At 50.5% G+C, this 18,037-nt stretch carries 19 protein-coding genes and 1 tRNA gene; 13 read left to right on the forward strand and 7 right to left on the reverse strand.

Going from position 1 to position 18,037, the window contains the following annotated elements; translation table 11 throughout:
- Positions 1 to 16: 16 nt before the first annotated feature.
- The 4 genes from epsC to nac all read right to left on the reverse strand — a co-directional run bounded on the left by epsC (position 17) and on the right by nac (position 4,526).
- Entirely contained in the window at positions 17 to 781 is a 765-nt protein-coding gene (gene epsC, locus M2416_RS20860) for a serine O-acetyltransferase EpsC (protein ID WP_259226461.1), read from the reverse strand.
- Positions 782 to 1,495: 714 nt separating this feature from the next.
- The gene (ldtA, locus tag M2416_RS20865; protein ID WP_041147688.1) at positions 1,496 to 2,437 is read right to left on the reverse strand and encodes a L,D-transpeptidase; all 942 of its coding nucleotides are present in this window, start codon (positions 2,435 to 2,437) and stop codon (positions 1,496 to 1,498) included.
- A gap of 114 nt (positions 2,438 to 2,551) precedes the next feature.
- On the reverse strand, positions 2,552 to 3,502 hold the full coding sequence (gene cbl, locus M2416_RS20870) for an HTH-type transcriptional regulator Cbl (RefSeq protein ID WP_259226494.1): 951 nt from the start codon (positions 3,500 to 3,502) through the stop codon (positions 2,552 to 2,554).
- 106 nt (positions 3,503 to 3,608) lie between these two features.
- On the reverse strand, positions 3,609 to 4,526 hold the full coding sequence (gene nac / locus M2416_RS20875; RefSeq protein WP_041146297.1) for a nitrogen assimilation transcriptional regulator NAC: 918 nt from the start codon (positions 4,524 to 4,526) through the stop codon (positions 3,609 to 3,611).
- A 331-nt stretch (positions 4,527 to 4,857) separates the two neighbouring features.
- On the opposite strand from nac, the gene M2416_RS20880 reads away from it, so the two are divergent.
- Together M2416_RS20880 and M2416_RS20885 are read left to right on the forward strand one after the other, a co-directional pair.
- Positions 4,858 to 4,933 (forward strand) — tRNA-Asn (locus M2416_RS20880).
- Between the two features lie 161 nt (positions 4,934 to 5,094).
- On the forward strand, positions 5,095 to 6,372 hold the full coding sequence (locus M2416_RS20885) for a tyrosine-type recombinase/integrase (RefSeq protein ID WP_259226462.1): 1,278 nt from the start codon (positions 5,095 to 5,097) through the stop codon (positions 6,370 to 6,372).
- Positions 6,373 to 6,598: 226 nt separating this feature from the next.
- On the opposite strand, the gene M2416_RS20890 is transcribed toward M2416_RS20885, so the two are convergent.
- The 3 genes from M2416_RS20890 to M2416_RS20900 all read right to left on the reverse strand — a co-directional run bounded on the left by M2416_RS20890 (position 6,599) and on the right by M2416_RS20900 (position 9,818).
- Positions 6,599 to 7,189 carry a TetR/AcrR family transcriptional regulator gene (locus M2416_RS20890; protein ID WP_259226463.1) on the reverse strand — a complete coding sequence of 197 codons (591 nt, stop codon included), beginning with the start codon at positions 7,187 to 7,189 and terminating at the stop codon, positions 6,599 to 6,601.
- A 271-nt stretch (positions 7,190 to 7,460) separates the two neighbouring features.
- Positions 7,461 to 8,468 carry an aldo/keto reductase gene (locus tag M2416_RS20895; RefSeq protein WP_259226464.1) on the reverse strand — a complete coding sequence of 336 codons (1,008 nt, stop codon included), beginning with the start codon at positions 8,466 to 8,468 and terminating at the stop codon, positions 7,461 to 7,463.
- 453 nt (positions 8,469 to 8,921) lie between these two features.
- A complete protein-coding gene (locus M2416_RS20900; RefSeq protein ID WP_259226465.1) occupies positions 8,922 to 9,818 on the reverse strand; it encodes an AraC family transcriptional regulator in 897 nt (298 codons plus the stop codon).
- A 239-nt stretch (positions 9,819 to 10,057) separates the two neighbouring features.
- Between M2416_RS20900 and M2416_RS20905 the strand changes: the two genes are divergently transcribed.
- The 11 genes from M2416_RS20905 (at position 10,058) to M2416_RS20955 (ending at position 17,977) form a co-directional block, all read left to right on the forward strand.
- Entirely contained in the window at positions 10,058 to 10,297 is a 240-nt protein-coding gene (locus M2416_RS20905) for a hypothetical protein (protein WP_259226466.1), read from the forward strand.
- 218 nt (positions 10,298 to 10,515) lie between these two features.
- Entirely contained in the window at positions 10,516 to 11,430 is a 915-nt protein-coding gene (locus M2416_RS20910) for a hypothetical protein (protein WP_259226467.1), read from the forward strand.
- 146 nt (positions 11,431 to 11,576) lie between these two features.
- Positions 11,577 to 11,771, forward strand: a complete 195-nt coding sequence (locus M2416_RS20915; protein WP_259226468.1) for an AlpA family transcriptional regulator — start codon at positions 11,577 to 11,579, stop codon at positions 11,769 to 11,771.
- A gap of 14 nt (positions 11,772 to 11,785) precedes the next feature.
- The gene (locus tag M2416_RS20920; protein WP_259226469.1) at positions 11,786 to 12,373 is read left to right on the forward strand and encodes a DUF2857 domain-containing protein; all 588 of its coding nucleotides are present in this window, start codon (positions 11,786 to 11,788) and stop codon (positions 12,371 to 12,373) included.
- On the forward strand, positions 12,363 to 12,572 hold the full coding sequence (locus M2416_RS20925) for a TraR/DksA family transcriptional regulator (RefSeq protein WP_032693551.1): 210 nt from the start codon (positions 12,363 to 12,365) through the stop codon (positions 12,570 to 12,572). Before M2416_RS20920 ends, M2416_RS20925 begins: the two co-directional genes overlap by 11 nt.
- Positions 12,573 to 12,965: 393 nt before the next feature.
- Positions 12,966 to 13,187: a hypothetical protein gene (locus M2416_RS20930; RefSeq protein WP_259226470.1), complete on the forward strand. Its 222-nt coding sequence runs from the start codon at positions 12,966 to 12,968 to the stop codon at positions 13,185 to 13,187.
- Positions 13,188 to 13,264: 77 nt separating this feature from the next.
- The gene (locus M2416_RS20935; RefSeq protein ID WP_259226471.1) at positions 13,265 to 13,900 is read left to right on the forward strand and encodes a lytic transglycosylase domain-containing protein; all 636 of its coding nucleotides are present in this window, start codon (positions 13,265 to 13,267) and stop codon (positions 13,898 to 13,900) included.
- A gap of 11 nt (positions 13,901 to 13,911) precedes the next feature.
- Positions 13,912 to 14,190, forward strand: a complete 279-nt coding sequence (locus M2416_RS20940) for a TrbC/VirB2 family protein (RefSeq protein ID WP_049112398.1) — start codon at positions 13,912 to 13,914, stop codon at positions 14,188 to 14,190.
- Positions 14,191 to 14,200: 10 nt separating this feature from the next.
- Positions 14,201 to 16,948: a VirB4 family type IV secretion/conjugal transfer ATPase gene (locus M2416_RS20945; RefSeq protein ID WP_259226472.1), complete on the forward strand. Its 2,748-nt coding sequence runs from the start codon at positions 14,201 to 14,203 to the stop codon at positions 16,946 to 16,948.
- A 23-nt stretch (positions 16,949 to 16,971) separates the two neighbouring features.
- Positions 16,972 to 17,691 carry a TrbJ/VirB5 family protein gene (locus M2416_RS20950; protein WP_259226473.1) on the forward strand — a complete coding sequence of 240 codons (720 nt, stop codon included), beginning with the start codon at positions 16,972 to 16,974 and terminating at the stop codon, positions 17,689 to 17,691.
- 10 nt (positions 17,692 to 17,701) lie between these two features.
- Positions 17,702 to 17,977 (forward strand): EexN family lipoprotein, encoded by a 276-nt coding sequence (locus M2416_RS20955; protein WP_259226474.1) that lies wholly within the window; start codon positions 17,702 to 17,704, stop codon positions 17,975 to 17,977.
- Positions 17,978 to 18,037 lie beyond the last annotated feature (60 nt).

Consider the following 18,037-nt stretch of genomic DNA (forward strand, 5'->3'; position numbering starts at 1 on the left):
TTTATTTTCGGCAGAATTAAATCCCGTCGCCGTCGCTGAAATGTTTTTGCTGAGCTCGCGCCTGCTGCACATTACTGTCCGGCGGCACATCGCGGGTGAGCCATATATTCCCGCCAATGCTCGAACGCGCGCCGATAGTAATTCGGCCTAAGATTGTTGCGCCGGCATAAATAACGACGTCATCTTCTATTATCGGATGGCGCAGGTAGTTTTTTAGTAACTGCCCGTCTTCACCGGCGATAAAGCGTTTGGCCCCCAGGGTGACCGCCTGGTAAATACGCACCCGCTTACCGACGATGGCCGTTTCGCCAATCACCACGCCGGTCCCGTGATCGATAAAGAATCCGTCATCAATCTGCGCCCCGGGATGAATATCTATCCCGGTCTGGCCGTGCGCTTTCTCGGTTATCATGCGTGCCAGCAGAGGCAGATCGAGCAGATGCAGCTCGTGGGCCAGGCGATAGTGGATCACGGCATGAATTCCCGGATAGCAGAGCAGCACCTCATCCATGCTGCGCGCGGAGGGATCGCCCTGATAGGCGGCGAGGATATCGCTGTCGAGGCGCTGGCGGATAAGCGGCAAGCGGTTAGCAAACTGCTGGACTCGCCTGACCGCCTCCTGCGTCAGCGCGTGGCTCGCGCCCTGCTCATCCTGCTCAGCGGACTGATAGTAGAGTTCCAGAAGCGCTTCTTCGGTCAGCCGGTCAAGCGAGGTGCCTAACAGGTGGCCGACGTAATAATCCTCGCCCTCTTTGCGTAATTCGACATCGCCCAGCCGCATCGGATAAAGCACTTTTATCAAAGTATCGGTAACGGAATTAACGCTTTCACGGGAAGGTAAACTGCGTTTATTACGATAGTTATTTTTCGCATGTTCATCGCGCCACGCCTGACGAACGTGACGAAGTTCATCGACGACATTATTTAAATGCCAGTTATTTTCTCTTTTTGGTAGGAGATACAATTCACCCGCTTCCGGCATAATAATATCCTTCTTAATAGCACATCGATAAATCTGTTTTCTGCGTTACCTCACTTTTATGCATTACCCACATTAAAAACAAATAACCTTATTGACTTTGAATAGCTGAAAAGAATAAATACTTACGAATCAATATACTAAATTCAGAATGGCCTTAAGCCAGCGCTATTCAATATGACAGGCGCGCTTCCACCCGCAGTCAACGCGCCGGCCAGGCCGGCGGACACGGCGTCGAGTCTGTCCACAAAGTGGCTAGCTAACTCTGTGGATAACCTGGAGTCAGATTGCTGCAGAGGGCGTGAGGTCGACCATAGCGCCGAATGTGCAAATTTTAACCAGCAGCGGATTGCGCGCATGAAACACCGTCCATTCACGCTCAGTATTACCTCATAACCCTTTGCTGCGCTTCACCCTTAGCGGGCTCACTCCTTCCTGCCGCGCGGCCGCCAGCGGTATAAAAAAAGCCTGCTCAGGAAGCTGAGCAGGCTTTTGCTGTGTTAACTCTAAGGCGCGCTAGCCGCCGAACGTGGACTGTACCGCTGAATAGCCGATATTTACCGGCATTCCGGAACGACGCAGCATCGCCTCGCTGGCCCGGTTCGTCTCCACGCCCTCGCCCTGCACAAACGCCTGGATCCCGGTCGTCATGGGCAGCGGCACCTTTCGGTCCGATTCGTATTCCGCGCGGTTGCGCGAGAGCGGCTCGTGAACTTCCAGCCAGCGGCTGCCGTCCGGCTCGAGGCTATATTTCACCGGCCGATCGATAATCTGCACCCGCGTCCCCACCGGAACGTTGTCGAAGAGATACTTAATGTCATCGTTACGCAAACGGATACATCCCTGGCTTACGCGCAGCCCAATACCAAAGTTCGCATTAGTGCCATGAATGGCGTACAGCCTGCCGATATAGATAGCATACAGACCCATCGGGTTTTCCGGGCCGGCTGGCACGAATGCCGGCAGGCTTTCCCCTCTTTTGGCATATTCGCGGCGAGTATTGGCCGTTGGCGTCCAGGTTGGCGCCTCCTGCTTACGCTCCACCGCGGTCACCCAGTTGCGCGGCGTTTCACGGCCCGCCTCGCCGATGCCTATCGGCAGGACCTCAACCGTGGTCCCCTCCGGCGGATAGTAGTAAAGGCGCATTTCCGCGACGTTGACCACAATCCCCTCGCGCACCGTATCGGGCAGAATAAGCTGCTGCGGGACGATCAGCGTCGAACCCGACTTCGGTAAGTAGACATCCACCCCGGGGTTGGCTTCGAGCATATTGCTCAGCCCTTGCCCGTACTGCGCGGCAAACGCCTCCAGCGGTAGCGTATTACCGTCCGGGACGATGATGGTTTGCGGACTCCCCACCAGGCGGCTTCCTTCCGGCGGCAACGGGTAGCTAACGGCCAGAACGCTCTGGCTTGACAGGATAAATAACAGAGAACAAAGCAGTTTCACACGCCGCACCATTTCCCTTCCTCAGTCGCGACAATCGTGAATGAATTATAGCTTTATTATCGAAATCTTATATACCAGCTCACGGCGGTGGGCCACGTTCCCCTGTCCACTGCCGGTACGCCGTTAGATTTGGTAATCGATCGCCGTCTCTTCCGGCTCCATCGCCTGGCGTTTAATTTCATCCAGCGACAGCCCGGCGTTACACAGCTCGATAAAGCGCCAGACATAGTTACGCTGCAGCTGCCCGCGCTTTAGGCCTAGCCAGACGGTATTGGCATCGAACAGGTGCCGGGTTTCGAGACGCGTGAAGGTGTCAGATTCCCTGGCGTCACCCGACTGCTCGGCGACCAGCCCAACCCCCAGACCAAGCTCAACGTAGGTTTTAATGACGTCGGAATCCTGGGCGCTGAGCACGATATCCGGCATCAGGCCCTTGCGATTGAAGGCCTCATCGATACGCGAGCGTCCGGTAATCCCCTGACGATAGGTGATCAGCGGCCAGCGAGAAATGGCCTCCAGAGTGAGCGGATTCACCTGGACCAGCAGATGATCTTTTGGAACCAGCAGGCTGTGGTGCCAGCGGAACCAGGGGAAGGCGACCAGCGTCGGGTCGTTGCTCAGCCGCTCGCTGGCGATGCCGATATCGGCGCCGCCGTTATGCAGCAGGGCTTCGATTTCCTGCGGCGTCCCCTGCACCAGCTCCAGGCGAACGTCGGCAAACAGCTCGCGAAACGCTTTAATCACCGGCGGCAGGCTATAGCGCGCCTGGGTATGCGTCGTGGCGATGGTCAAGACGCCCGAGGCGTCGTTGGTAAACAGATCCGCAAGACGGCGGACGTTGCTGGCTTCATTAAGAATGCGTTCGGCAATCGAGAGCAGCGCTTTACCTGGTTCCGTCATCCCCAGCAGACGCTTGCCGCGTCGGATAAAGATTTCGATCCCCAACTCTTCTTCGAGTTCACGAATATGACGGCTGACGCCCGATTGCGATGTGTAGAGCATATTGGCGACTTCCGTCAGGTTGTAGTCCTGACGGGCCGCTTCACGAATTATTTTTAGCTGCTGGAAATTCACCCTTTCCTCCGGGCTATCAGACATAACATATGCTCTATTGTTAAAGTCTGTTGTCCTTGCTAACAAATAATAAAAACCAGCAACTTATTCCATTCTGGAATATACGCTAACTTACCAGCAGCAGCTCACGGTTCTCCAGCGAAGGGCGGCTCACCAGCGACAGTAAAATTTCCTTCACCGCCTGCGCCTGCGGCGACAGACTGCCCTTGGCAGACATATTCAGCGATAGCGACAGGCTCATTGACGGCGTGCTGATACGCGCCATCCAGCCGTTAGCGGCGCTACACAGCGAGCGAGCGGCGGATTCCGGCAGCACGGTGGCCCCCATTCCGCTGGCGATTGCCGCGGTTAAGGTGGTAATCGACTCGATTTCGCCGATGATTTTTGCCGACAGACGACGCAGCGTGAAGGCCTCGGTGACCCTCGCCCGCACCGCGCTGTAATCGCGGGGCAGGAACAGATTCATCTCGGCGACCGCCGTCAGGTCAACGCTTTGCCCCGGACAGTCTCGGGTACCGACCAGGTAGAGGTCCTCTTTCAGCAGCGGCTGGCTGACGATACCGGCAACCGGCGACCGCTCGTACAGTACCGCCATATCCAGCTGACCGCTGAGCAGCTTATCGTTAAGGATAGTCCCGCTGCTCTCCTGCAGATACACCATCACTTCAGGAAGCTCGTTACGGACCGTTTGCAGCAGCGGCATCGTAATGGCGGATGCCGCGGTTCCCGGCGCAAGCCCGATAGAGACCTGGCCGCTGAGGATATGGCCCACGTTATTAACCGCCAGCTGCGCCTGCTCGCACTGGCGCAGAATGGTCCGGGCGTGGGTATAAAGGATTTTCCCTGCTTCCGTCGGCGTGACGCCTCGCTTAGTGCGAATCAGCAGCTGCTGGTCCAGTTCACCTTCCAGGGTCGCAACCTGCTGACTCAGCGCGGGCTGTGCGATATGCAGGACTTCGGCTGCCTGAGTCAGACTGCCAATATCGACGATTTTCACAAAATACTTCAGTCGTCTTAAGTTCATTTTGCCTCCTGTAAGGAACGCCAGTACCAACGCTGGCAGTTGAGATACAGTAGGTTCTGCAATTTACTTGCCAGTTTTATTATCCCCGGCGCAAAAGCCGCTGGACGCCGCGTAATAAGCGATTCCGATTGCTGCAGGGGATTTTTTTGCCCGGTAAGCGGATTACGATATGCCCCATAAGGGGTACATTTGCACCATCGCGGTGCGCAGCGGCGCAAAAGTGGGTGAACCTCCGCAGACTGCTGAAATTGTCAGCAGTCAAACTCATTCCGATGATTCAGCCTTTGACAAGGTGGAGCACCGCCGTTAATATGCGCCCCGTTCACACGATTCCTCTGTAGTTCAGTCGGTAGAACGGCGGACTGTTAATCCGTATGTCACTGGTTCGAGTCCAGTCAGAGGAGCCAAATTCTTGTTTTCATGCCTCTTTGCGAATCTTTATGTGATTCAGATTCAATGAGTTAGCGTGAAAATTCTTCCCGATGCATTTTTAGTTTACCCTCTGCATCGGGAGAATTTGGTGGTCAGATATGGGGTCAAGTTAGTTCGATGACGGAGTGACCCCCAAATGTCTCTTAACTACACAAAAATCCGCAACTTAAAACCATCAGCTAAACCCTTCAAAGTTTCCGATTCTCATGGCCTCTATCTTTTGGTCAATCCTAGCGGTTCACGTCTCTGGTATCTCAAATATCGTATTGACAGCAAAGAGTCCCGTCTAAGTTTAGGTGCTTATCCCGATGTGTCGCTGGCTGATGCTAGACAACAACGTGATGGCATCCGCAAACTGCTGGCACAGAATATCAACCCGGCGCAACAGCGTGCGGCTGAACGGGCAGTGCATTCACCAACAAAGACGTTCAAGACAGTGGCGTTGAGCTGGCATAAAAGCAACAGAACCTGGTCGGAGAACCATGCCTCCCGCCTTCTTGCAAACCTGAACAATCACGTTTTTACAGACATCAGTAATCAGCCGATCACGGAACTGAAAACCCGACATTTCACTGGTCTACTGAAAGGTATTGAGGAAAAAGGTCTGCTGGAAGTCGCGTCTCGCACCCGGCAGCACCTGTGTAACATTATGCGTTACGCGGTTCAGCAAGGATGGGTAGAAAACAATCCAGCGCTGAATCTGGTCGGCGTAACGGCTCCGCCGGTCAGGCGCCATTATCCGGCCCTTCCGCTGGAACGACTGCCGGAACTGCTGGAGCATATCGAAGGCTATCAGCAAGGCCGGGAGCTCACCCGGCTGGCGGTTCTGCTTACCCTCCACCTGTTTATACGCTCCAGTGAGCTGCGTTTCGCCCGTTGGTCTGAGATCGATTTCAGAAACAGTATCTGGACCATTCCCGCTACCCGCGAACCCATCCCAGGAGTTCGCTATTCAGGACGCGGTGCAAAAATGCGCACATCGCATATTGTGCCCCTATCCCATCAGGCCATTGCCATTCTGAAACAGTTACGGGCAATATCCGGGCATCAGGTGCTGATATTCCCTGGTGAGCATAATCCGTATAAACCAATGTGCGAAAACACGGTCAACAAAGCGCTGCGTTTAATGGGTTATGACACGAAAAGTGAAATCTGTGGACACGGGTTTCGCACCATTGCCTGCAGCGCCCTTATGGAATCTGGCCTTTGGTCTCAGGGTGCAGTAGAGCGACAGATGAGCCACCAAGAACGTAACAGTGTTCGTGCGGCTTATGTTCACAAAGCGGAGTATTTGGATGCTCGTAAAGCGATGATGCAATGGTGGTCCGATTATCTTGACACGAGCAGAGAGGGATACACCGCTCCCTGGATTTACGCACAGCGAAAAACATTGCTACCAATAGTAAATGCATAGCTAATAGTAAATAATATGAATACAAAATAAAAAGACAGAGAGTCAGCTATCTTGTCTTTTTATTTACGACGGATAATGTAGTCACAAAAAATGACATGTGAAAATTATCTTATTTTTTGATCACATGCCATAACCACTTATAAATAAACCCGTTTCAGTTCCAAGTACTTTTTGAGATTCCCGACCTTTCAGCCATAAGCCGTTGGTCAGCCCGCGAAACACGGGTCTATTCAATGGATTCAACTCGCGAAAGTGAAATTGCTCCCCAAAATGCCTGCCAACCAAGAAGAGTATATTCCTCAATCTTTCTCGGCTCTCTCTCTATACGTTCAAGCACCAAGCTAGCTATCGCATCCATCACGCCACCGAGAAAGTCGAGAGGCTGTTCGCGAAGAACACCAGTGTTAAAGCCCTCCGTAAGCATGTCATGTACATCACTGAAGGCTTGCCAGGCAGCGCTGCGGCTAGCGTAGGTTAATTTTTCTGAAGCTGTAAGTTGTCTAAGCACCTTGAGCTTCTCTGGTGTATGAGATCCCCACTCAATGTATCGATTCCAAAAATGTTGGTATTGTTCCTCTACAGGTGCGCCCTTCGGATAATCTTCCATCACACACTTAAGGATTTCTTGCTTAAGGTGTATGTAGAGCTGGTTGAATAAATCATCCTTAGTCGGAAAATATACAAATAATGTACCACTGGCAACTCCAGCTGCCTTCGCAATTTTAGCCGTCACGGCACCTAATCCATCGAATGCGATCTCGCCAACTGCCGCTTCTAACAATGCGATACGTTTTGCCTCACTAAGGGGCCTTGCCATAACTCAATCTACCTTGCAGTTGATGTACGAACCTAAAACTCGGTTTTGTCACAAAGCGTAATTCAGAGCTCTATACCCTATCTGATCCCACAGCACATAATAATGTCTAACATCATTAAGGAGAAGAGCCTTGACGATTGCGAGCAACGGCTGCTTTAAGAATCAAAGTAGCCGCTACGGATGGCCTGCAATTCGAGGAAAGTAACGTGATAGAATATTTCTCTACACGTAACATGATATTTCTCACTTAGCTTATCGACTTACATTATTTTTAGTAGTCCCCAACTGCCATTCCATCATCGTTGTAAGAATTTCCGGTCTCGGTTCCTAGGGGAACAATCGACTCAAGGTTGCTGAGTTCGGACTTAGTCAATTGAATATTTCCCGCTGCAAGGTTTTGCTCAAGATACTTGATGCGTTTTGTACCTGGAATCGGAACGATTCCTTGGGCCCTCACCCACGCTAAAGCAAGCTGAGAAGGAACTACCGCCTTTTCAAACGCTAATCGCTCTATGGCTGTAACCAACTCTAGATTTTTGGCAAACTGCTCCCCTTGAAAGCGAGGCGTATGCAGACGAAAATCGTTCTCAGGCAAATCTTCTGGTTTTTTTATGGAACCAGTTAGAAAGCCCCTCCCTAAAGGTGAGTAGGCGACAAATCCGATACCCAAGCTTTTGAGCGTACCAAGTACACCAACACTCTCAGCTCGCCGTTCAAATAGGGAGTATTCACTTTGTACTGCGGTGAGTGGGAACGTCGCATGTGCTTTTATGATATTCTCCGAAGAAACCTCACAAAGTCCGATATGTCGAATTTTTCCAGCAGTGACTAAATCCCCCAACACCCCCACCGTTTCTTCAATCGGGACGGACTTATCACGACGATGTAGGTAATACAGATCAATGTAGTCAGTGCCAAGACTTTTAAGAGAACGCTCGACAGCCACCTTAATGTATTCGGGCCTGCCATTAATGGCGCCCGTCGGTTTATTATGACTATCCATCTCCCATCCAAACTTAGTTGCGATAACGAATTTATCTCGTTTCCCTTTGATGGCACTTCCGACAAGAGCTTCATTTTCATGTGGTAAGTCACCATATATATCGGCGGTATCGAGAAAATTACCGCCAAGTTCTAAGTACCTGTGTATCAGGGCAGCACCATCAGAGTTCCGAAGGTCGCCATAAGCTGTCCCACCACCGAGCCCACTCAAGCTCATGCACCCAAGGCCAATTACCGAGACCTCAAGCCCTTGAGTACCAAGTTTAATCTTGTTCATAAATTGCGCCTCTCATAGTTTGAGCACGACCTTTGTGAAAATCTAACTGTATGAGAATGCTTGGGCCGTAATATATTAAATAACTGCCCAGTCACTCATTTAAAAAGCTATCTTTTATTAGATGGATAGTCAAGGACTTCGTCGTGTGTGCAGTGTCAAGACGTTCTCGACAACACCCACTTTGGGGTAATAAATCATAATGAGCAAATTGAAGATTTTTGTAATTAGCACTTATAGATACATTTTTAAAGATGGCAGGTCAGCATCGGCAACTTAAGACGCAATCACTGACCTGCCCCCAGGATTAGATACAACGCTCAGTTAGTAATGTCGGATCCTGACCTTATAGATTACTGAAATACCAACTTACAACTTAAGTGGCCAACTCAATAATTGGAGCTAAAAATGAACCATTCGCGGTTTGTTCTGAGAGCCTACGATTTCAGGTACCATTTATGACAGCAGCTGACTTTGCAATCGAGCATCCTCGTAAGGCGGCAGACCATAAAGCCTCCTGTACTCACGGCTGAATTGTGAGCGGCTCTGGTAACCAACCTTATAGCCGGCACTACCAATGTCACGGCGTTCCATTTGAATTAATCGCCGTGCTTCTTGTAAGCGCAGTTGCTTTTGATATTGCATTGGAGTCATTCTGGCCACCGCCTTGAAATGATGATGCAAAGATGATTCACTCATACCAATATGTTCGGCTAACTCGCTGATGCGCAACTGGAGAGCGTAATTCTTTCGCAGCCATTCGATCGCTTTAGCGATTCGACTTCCGGGACTATTTGCATTAGCTAATTCAAGCAGCCTTATCCCACACGGTCCAATCAGAAGGCGATAGATGATTTCCTGTTTTATAAGTGGCGCTATGGCCTGAATATCATCAGGGGCATCGAGTAATTGCACTAACCGCAACGTCGCAGAAAGAAGCTCTTGGCTTGTATGAGCAATTGTCACGCAGCTTGAGTGATTAATAAAATATGAGTTAGCTGGATTTGTGATACGGCTAAGCACGTCATGGAGATCCTCTGATGAGATCTCAATACCAAGCCCGAGCAAAGGATTCTCTTGAGTTGCATCAATGACTGACGAAATGACTGGAACATTAAATGAAACAAGCAAGTAATCCCCAACCCCATACAGATGAACCTCATCGCCAAGTTGTATGCGCTTTTTTCCCTGGACAATAATCCCGAACATTGGTGTCTGCGATGAATGAATAGCAGGTGAAGAAGATGCGCGGCGTGATAGAACTAGTCCCTCTACCATAGTACTTATATCTCCCTCATGGTTAGTGTGTCGGGTAATTATATCTGCAACTTGGCATAACAATGTAGCGGTCATGATTCCAATCCATATAGTTATATTCAGATCATTGAAGAGTAGCAAAGCTAATGATGTAGCAGCCATATTTACAGTATCAGGCACTAAATTTGCGGTATCGTTGTAACTGTTCAATCCAATCGCATGGCATTGTTGCACAATCGTCGATACAACAAATTGGTGCCTGACGGATGATCTAATGATAGCCCTTCGTTTAATACTAAGGTTAGTGCTTAACATACTCTCTAAGAGGATCTGAAATGAAAACAAAGCTATGCCTTGTTATCGTAAGCTTCACTGGTCTCATTGGTGAAATTGATGAACTCGAGAAACTTTGCAATGCTTATAGCGGATGGTTAGACCCAACCCCAGAGGGAAAAATTTCGCGCAAGTATATTACTTGTCTATCTGGAGTAATAATTTGGAAACCCAAGGCCCATTACTTAACTTTCGCCAAGAAAATAAATCATGTACAACAATACGTGCAAACACAAAAATAAAACCATAATATTTTCGATAAATAAGTAGAAAAAAAAACTTAAATTCCAGGTAATTAATTAGCAAGCATCACAACTATTAGACCCTGTTTATTAAAATAAACTTAAAAACGTAACACCTCGAACTACTCATCATCATCATCATCAACAAACATTTAAAAAACCTGTTCAAATACACAAAAAACCCATTCTGAAAGTCAATGTGTGGGAGGAGATACATCATGCCAAATAGCCCTACCGCCTTACAAACCATAAACATAACTTCTGATTGGGTCACCATCAAAGAAGCCATTATTTTTCTTAAAAGAATAAATGGCAAAAAAGTAAATAAAAGTGATATTTACAAACATGCATTACACGGAAGGATTAGTCTATCTATCTACTTTCCATCACCTATTATATTAAGGAGAATTAAATCACATAATAAAAAATTAAAATTAAAACCAATAGGGAATCATTGGGCACAAAAATTGCCGATGTTTTATAAAAAATCCATTTTTAACGGAAATAATTTAACTTTTAGTACTGAGGGTGCCTTCATCTCCCCTGTACAGAGAGTCATTGATACAACATTACTTGGTTATGAATATGTCCTTATACAAAGATTACTCGCGCACTCTCTGAAAATACCATCCCCTACAATAGGGGCTAAGAATAATTATGGCATTACATTGACACTTTTCGGAGAAACATTTCAGCTTTTCGAAAAAAAGATATTGCCGGGAAAGATAAGAAACCAAGTAAGTAGACCATCTAGGAATATCGCGCAAAAAATTTATAAAAACACGACCCTATGTAATATAGAAAAAACCCCTTATAAAGATTATCTCCCTGCCCATAAATTACCAAAAGATGCATGTTTTGTCATCCGGTATACAGAGCTTGAAAAAATAATCACCCCCCCCGGTAAAAACAAACTATCTTCAACACGAATATCCACACCACTATCCCGACTGTTCTGGCTCGCCTGTAGGCATAATGAGACCATAAGTCCATTAATCAACAAGCCTTATAAACTACTCTCCATCTTTGAACAATGGGCATCAACCGACGGCATTACCGATCATCTTAGTGGTGACACACTAAAAACCGCACTGGAGCGTGGTTCTCCTTACTCCTCTTTCCCACCAAAATAATATGATATTTATCTGTCATTACATAAGTCCGTATTAAGGATAATGACATCCGTGATACGGGCTTAGCAACTTTCCTCCCTCACCCTTCTTATGTTTTTTTGTCCTATCCGGGCCTGCCCCGTTAATTTCCGACTCAGGAGAAGATCATGACATCACATCAGTTATTGCGACTGAGACAGGTTGAAGAAAAAACTGGCCTGAAGCGCTCTCAAATCTATCTGTATATGAAGGACGGTACCTTTCCCCGTTCAATCAAGATTGGCCCGGCCAGTGTCGCCTGGCTCGAATCGGAAATTGACGAATGGATCAATATTAAGTTAGTCCGCCGCTCAATAGGCTGAAGGGAGAAAATACCATGATTATCCCGTCACTGAATTACGCCGTATTAACCGATGCCCTGCATGCATTGAAGGAGGGCAACATTCGTTACTGTGAATCGCTGGGATTCACTTTCGACGAAATGAATGCCCTCAACCAATTATCACTAGACGAGCTGTTTATCCTCAGTCGGGAGTCTGCACAGTTTTTGGCTGTGACGGTTCATCACGACGCATTACACCTCCTTCTGGCTAAATCCCGTGAGGAGGTTCTGCAGCAGCAACGTATCAATCATGCCATCCGGCTCGGGGGGTCAATTGCGCTACTCAACAAGTATTTTGGCCTCACCTCCAACGAAGTTTGCCTTCGCCGCCGGCTACTGGGCGTCCGTGTGCCTTATGGCCGGACACCAGAGCCGGACGAAGATACGGATGCGGCCATCTGGCGGCAATGGCAACAATGCCGGGTGGTCAACCTGGAATCGACTGATGCGCTGACCGCCATGATGCAGGTAACGCAAACCCTGCTGCCGAAAGTCGAAGGGTTATCACTGACCATCGTCTGGAAGCGTATCGCACTTTGCGAACAGGAGGCGTCAGACCGGAGGGCCACACATGCCGGATGAGATCGACCGCGATCAGGAATTTAATGAGCAACGACTGGAAGAGATGATTGAACAGAGTCGTTTTAAGCCAGGGTCTACACCATCATTATTCCATTGCCGTGTATGCGGAAAGCCCATTCCTGAAAAGCGACGGCAGGCACTGCCGGGCATAACCACCTGCACGGAATGTCAGGAAAAACTTGAACGTCGAAGACGTTAATAATGGTCACAGAGACATGCAGGAATATTTCCCCTGCATGTCTCTATCATTAGCTATAAATACACAGTCGTCTTTATTAACTATTTCACTTCATTTTATCTCGCAGAGTTTACCCCTTCCACCGATAATTTATCTCTCTCATTTTAACTTTGAATTTATCGTTTATATACCGCCCCGGATATCTGATCCTGAAAACGTCATTACAGAATGGTTGCCCGAATGGTCGTTAATTTCCCCAGGTCGGGTATTGCTCTTTAAAAATAAGGTTCGGGCTGTCACATAACCACAATTCAGGGTGCCGCTGAATGTTCTCGCTGACCCGTTAAAACCGGAATGCAGAATTGGGATGTGACCTTTATTTAACTCATCGTTGTTTTTATTAGAGGAGGCCTCATGCGAAAACCCATTTATCACGTATTTGTCACCCATGAAAGTCAGCCCGACCCACTGGGTGAAAAAAACACCTGGTGGACGAAAGTCGGCGTGGCTTTTGCCCATCACGGTAAACCCGGTCTGAACATGGTACTGACACCCGGCATTGCCGTTTCCGGAAAGCTGGTGCTCCTTGAGCCAAGGGATGACGGCGGCGCGACACAGGATACTCAGTCCATTTAACCGCCCTTACCCCTTTTCCCGGCCCTGTGCCGTCTGATGGCGGTACGCGTTGCCCGGTTTACCATTCCGAGGCCATCATGCTTTCCACCACCGTATTTCTGGCGGCGGCTATACAGTGCGCCCCCAGCATTCACCCGTCTACGGCGCTTGATGTGGCGCGGGTCGAATCCGGTTTGAATCCGTATGCCATCGCTGAAATTCTGCCCAGTGGCAAAGGCGTGATTTCACATTTTCCCACGAGCAGGGATGAGGCCATCAGCCTCACCGGACGGCTGGCAGCACAGGGCCGACGCTATTCGGTCGGGCTGATGCAAATCACCAGCACCAATTTCCGTCATTACCGCGTGAGCGCCCGCGACCTTCTTGCCCCCTGTACCAACCTGTCCGTGTTTGAGCGCATCCTCACCGACTGCTACCACCGCGGCGGTTCCCTGAAGCGTGCGCTCAGTTGCTACTACTCAGGAAATTTCACGACCGGCCAACAGCCCGAATCCGCGTTTAACCAGACCAGCTACATCCAGCGCATCGGCTACGCCGTGCCGTCAACGCAGGAAGACCGGCAGCGACCTCCCGCCGAAAAGCTCATGCCGGAAATCCATTACCCCACCGCCGTCATGCGTGGCGAGCTTACCGATAACGCCACGCCAGTACTGGCATCCCTGCGCTACCCCAATGCCGTGATACGCGGCGCGTTACCCATTCCCGGCCCCTAGGAGGAACAATGATGAAAAGAAAAGAGTATGACTGGCCCGTCCTCTCTTCCTTGTTAATGGCAAGCCCGGTGCTGGCAGCAGACAGCGGATTTAATAAAGCCAATGAGACGCTGAGTAACACTTCCACAGGCCTGCTCGGACTGGCCGCCGTCACCATCACGCTTGCCACCATGTGGGTAGGATACAAAGTCTTGTTTGACGGCAAGAGCCTCCATGACGTGCGCAACGTCATCATTGGCGCCATCCTTATCGTCGGTGCGTCAGGTTTCGGTGCCTACTGGGCGTCATAAGGAGGTAACGATGGCTACGCTGAACAAAGCGCTGACGCGGCCTGCCGCCATAGCCGGCATTCCCCTCGTGCCGTTCGTGATGGTCAGCGGGGCCATCGTCCTGCTGGCGGTCTATGTCAGCTATTACCTGATATTACTGCTTATTCCGGCCTGGCTGGAGATGAAGGCAAAGGCCAGAACCGATATTCACTATTTCGGCCTGCTCTGGCTGGCCTTTAAAACCCGTGGCCGGTTTGGCACCAATAAACATTTTGGTGCCAATGCCCTGCTGGCAAACCGCTATGACGCTGTCGACGTCTCGGAGTTTATTGAAAAGATGAAGTTAAACGAGCGCGTTACGCTGGATAAATACATTCCGTATTCCTCCCATATTCACCCGCACGTCATCAGAAACCGCCAGGGTGATTTGGTTGCCAGCTGGGAGCTGGAGGGCACCGTTTTTGAATGCGAGGACGAACATAACCTGACCTTAATGGCGACGCATCTCAATAACGTGATTCGTGCATATGAAGGCCTGCCGGTCACGTTCTATCTTCACCGTATCCGGGAAAAGTACCACGATGCCTTTGACGCGAATTCAGGTATTCCCTTTTCTGATGAAGTGACCCGGCTGTATTCCCAGCCGATCAACGAAAAGCCGTTCTGGCGGCACCGGCTGTTTTTCACCGTCTGCTATGCGCCCTTCTCTCCGCTGGAGAAAAAGGCCATGAAGGCACAGCCGTCAGGTAAACGCAAAGCGGTGCTGGATGATGCCCTGAAAGTGATGCTGGAATACCGGGAGGCACTGGCTTCCGCGCTGTCCCGCTATACGGCGACGCCACTGGGGATGTATGAAGGCAACGGGCGGGTGTATTCCGCCCAGCTGTCCTTTTATCACCGCCTGCTCACCGGCCAGTGGCAAAAGGTGGCGGTCACGCGTGCGCCGTTTTATGAAACATTAAGCACGCCGGATGTCTTTTTTACCACCGACACCGCCGAGTGCCAGACGGTCGGCGGCTTCCGTTTTTTCCGCAGTCTGGAAATCAAAGATTATTCGCCTGAAACCGCGACCGGCCTGCTGGACGCGCTGCTGTATGCCGAAAGTGAGTATGTGCTGACGCAGTCCTTCACCTGCATGGCCCGCGATGAGGCGCAGAAGCATATTCGTCTGGCGGAAAAGCGCCTGACTTCGGCGGATGACGACGCCATTTCACAGCGTGAAGAGCTGATTGTGTTGCGTGATCTGCTCCAGTCCGGGCATGTCTCCTGCGGAAAATACCACTTTTCCCTGCTGGTATCTTCAGACAGCCCCGAGCAGGTGGTGAAGGATGCCAACGCGCTGGCGCAACCCTTCGCCGACCTCGGCATCATGACGACGCTGTCCACGCTGTCGCTGCCCGCTGCGTACCTGGCGCAACTGCCGGGTATCTATACGCTGCGCCCCCGTCTGGTGGCCGTCAGCAGCCAGAACTTTGCCGACCTGGCGAGCCTGCACAACTTTCATTCCCACAAGCGGAGCGGTAATCCCTGGGGTGACGCCATCGCCATACTCAAATCACCGGGTGGTGGCGGGTATTACCTGAACCTGCACGACAGCCAGAGCGGGCGGGATGACTTCAACGAAAAAACGCCGGGTAACACAGCGATTATCGGTAAAACCGGCTCCGGGAAAACGATGCTGATGACCGTCATGCAGCAACTGATGCAGAAGTACCGCAATCCGGCGACGTTCTCCGCCTCAGCCACAATCCAGCGGCTCACTACGGTGTATTTCGACAAGGACCGGGCGGCGGAGATGGCAATACGCCAGATGGGCGGACGCTACTTCCGTATCCGTACCGGCACTCCCACCGGGTTTAACCCGTTTTCGCTTGCCCCAACCCGGCGGAATATCAGCTTTATCAAACGACTGGTGCGCATGCTGTGCGGCCGCAACGGCAAGCCGCTCGATCCGCGCGATGAGGAGCGGATCAGTGCCGCCGTAGATACCATCATGCTCGACTACCCGCCCGAATACCGCAAGTTCGGTATCACCCGGTTGCTGGAAGTCCTGCCGGAGCCGCCCACCACCGACGCCCGCCTCAACGGGCTGCGTATTCGCCTTAAACAGTGGGCGCAGGGCGGCGAGTTCGGCTGGGTATTCGACAATGAGGAGGACACCTTCAACATCAGCCACGTTGATAACGTGGGTATCGACGGTACGGAATTTCTCGATGATGACGATATTCGCGGCCCCATCACGTTTTATCTGCTCTACCGCGTCACCAGCCTGCTGGACGGGCGTCGGCTAGTGATGTTCATGGACGAGTTCTGGAAATGGCTGGCCGATGTCGAATTTTCCCGCTTCTCGCTCAATATGCTGAAAGTGATCCGCAAGCTGAACGGCATCTTCGTCCCCGCCACCCAGTCACCTGACGAAATCGTCAAACACCCTATTGCTCCGGCAATTATCGAGCAGTGCAGCACGCAGATTTTTCTCGCCAACCCGAAGGCCAGCCGGGCGGATTACGTGGAAAAGATGAAAGTGCCTGAAAGCGTGTACGACATCGTCAGAAACCTCGATCCGGGGGAGCGCTACATGGTGGTTCTGAAAACGCCGTTACGAGCAGGTGAAACCCGGCCTTTTGTGGCGATGGCGAAAATGGATTTAGCGGGTCTCGGGAAACTTACCAAAATGCTGAGCGGCAGCGAGGACAACCTGAAACTGTTCGACACCCTGTATCAGGAAGGAATGCAGCCTGATGACTGGAAAGCCGCCTTCCTTGAACAAGCCCTGTAATAATCCTGACGGAGGTAATCATAATGCGGTTCAGAAATATCATACTGGCATTATCATTGTGTATTTCCACCCAGGCGATGAGCGCCGGAATACCGGTATTCGACGCCGTACAGAATACCGAATCCATGAATCAGTGGATCCAGAAACTCCAGCAGTGGCAGGAAACCGTTACCCACTATAGAAGTGAACTTGATGCCTACAAGCAGCAATTAGCCACGGCAACGGGCGTGCGTGACGTTCAGGCATTTTTCCGCGAGGCCAAAAGTCTGAAAACCGATATTGAAAATCTTCGTCAAAACGGTATTTCACTGGATGACCTGCTGAGCAACCCAAGCGGGTCATATTCGTCTGAACTTAATAGCTTGTATAACAAATATAAAACGTTCGATACCTGTAACCCGTCCAGCTCTTCACAACGCTATCTTGACAGCTGCAAACAGATGGTCCTGAATCAGGCTGTAGCAATAGAAAATACGTCCGAGGTTGAAAACAAGATCACGGGCACGCTCGGCGATATATCAGATTTATCAGACCGTATTGCTAATGCGCAGGATTCGAAAGAGTCACAGGACCTGGCTAACGCCATCGCGGCCAAAAGCGTACAATTGAATGCGCTGACCAGCCAGTGGGAGATGTCAGTCAAACAGACTGAACAGCGAGCAACGCTGCTGGAGCAGCAAAAACAGAAGGCCTTTGAGCAACAGCAATTAACTGCGCCCGTTGCCGATCTTAACTCTCTATAGGGAGGTTAACATGTTAAAACCCGTATTAACCTTATACGTCATGTCAGGCATTCTCGTCTTATCCGGTTGTAAAGAGACGAAATCAGAAGCCTGGTATCAAGAACATCCCGATGAAACCTATAAGGTCTATACGCAATGCCTCAGGGATGGCGAGGCAAGCGACAACTGCGAGTTTGCGCACCGGGCAGCACTCATGTTTGCCCAGACAGGCAAACCCGGCATCAGGGAAAAATTCGAGACGCTGTTTCAGCAGGAAGCCCAAAAAAGAAAATCCGTCACTCAGTAATATTCCCACCAACAAAAACAGGGGTCCTTTCCTGTTTTTATCCCCTGTCTGTTCCTGACT

Source organism: Klebsiella sp. BIGb0132 (assembly GCF_024810075.1).
In the GTDB taxonomy this organism is placed as follows: domain Bacteria; phylum Pseudomonadota; class Gammaproteobacteria; order Enterobacterales; family Enterobacteriaceae; genus Klebsiella; species Klebsiella terrigena.

Coding starts and splice junctions, on each gene's coding strand:
- M2416_RS20895 (WP_259226464.1), bottom strand. CDS start 8,468: ATGAACAAGATTAAACTTGGTACTCAAGGGCTTGAGGTCTCGGTAATT.
- M2416_RS20900 (WP_259226465.1), bottom strand. CDS start 9,818: ATGACCGCTACATTGTTATGCCAAGTTGCAGATATAATTACCCGACAC.
- M2416_RS20925 (WP_032693551.1), top strand. CDS start 12,363: ATGCCGGATGAGATCGACCGCGATCAGGAATTTAATGAGCAACGACTG.
- M2416_RS20885 (WP_259226462.1), top strand. CDS start 5,095: ATGTCTCTTAACTACACAAAAATCCGCAACTTAAAACCATCAGCTAAA.
- epsC (WP_259226461.1), bottom strand. CDS start 781: ATGCGGCTGGGCGATGTCGAATTACGCAAAGAGGGCGAGGATTATTAC.
- M2416_RS20910 (WP_259226467.1), top strand. CDS start 10,516: ATGCCAAATAGCCCTACCGCCTTACAAACCATAAACATAACTTCTGAT.
- M2416_RS20945 (WP_259226472.1), top strand. CDS start 14,201: ATGGCTACGCTGAACAAAGCGCTGACGCGGCCTGCCGCCATAGCCGGC.
- M2416_RS20905 (WP_259226466.1), top strand. CDS start 10,058: ATGAAAACAAAGCTATGCCTTGTTATCGTAAGCTTCACTGGTCTCATT.
- nac (WP_041146297.1), bottom strand. CDS start 4,526: ATGAACTTAAGACGACTGAAGTATTTTGTGAAAATCGTCGATATTGGC.
- M2416_RS20950 (WP_259226473.1), top strand. CDS start 16,972: ATGCGGTTCAGAAATATCATACTGGCATTATCATTGTGTATTTCCACC.
- M2416_RS20890 (WP_259226463.1), bottom strand. CDS start 7,189: ATGGCAAGGCCCCTTAGTGAGGCAAAACGTATCGCATTGTTAGAAGCG.
- M2416_RS20930 (WP_259226470.1), top strand. CDS start 12,966: ATGCGAAAACCCATTTATCACGTATTTGTCACCCATGAAAGTCAGCCC.
- M2416_RS20915 (WP_259226468.1), top strand. CDS start 11,577: ATGACATCACATCAGTTATTGCGACTGAGACAGGTTGAAGAAAAAACT.
- M2416_RS20940 (WP_049112398.1), top strand. CDS start 13,912: ATGAAAAGAAAAGAGTATGACTGGCCCGTCCTCTCTTCCTTGTTAATG.
- M2416_RS20955 (WP_259226474.1), top strand. CDS start 17,702: ATGTTAAAACCCGTATTAACCTTATACGTCATGTCAGGCATTCTCGTC.
- M2416_RS20920 (WP_259226469.1), top strand. CDS start 11,786: ATGATTATCCCGTCACTGAATTACGCCGTATTAACCGATGCCCTGCAT.
- M2416_RS20935 (WP_259226471.1), top strand. CDS start 13,265: ATGCTTTCCACCACCGTATTTCTGGCGGCGGCTATACAGTGCGCCCCC.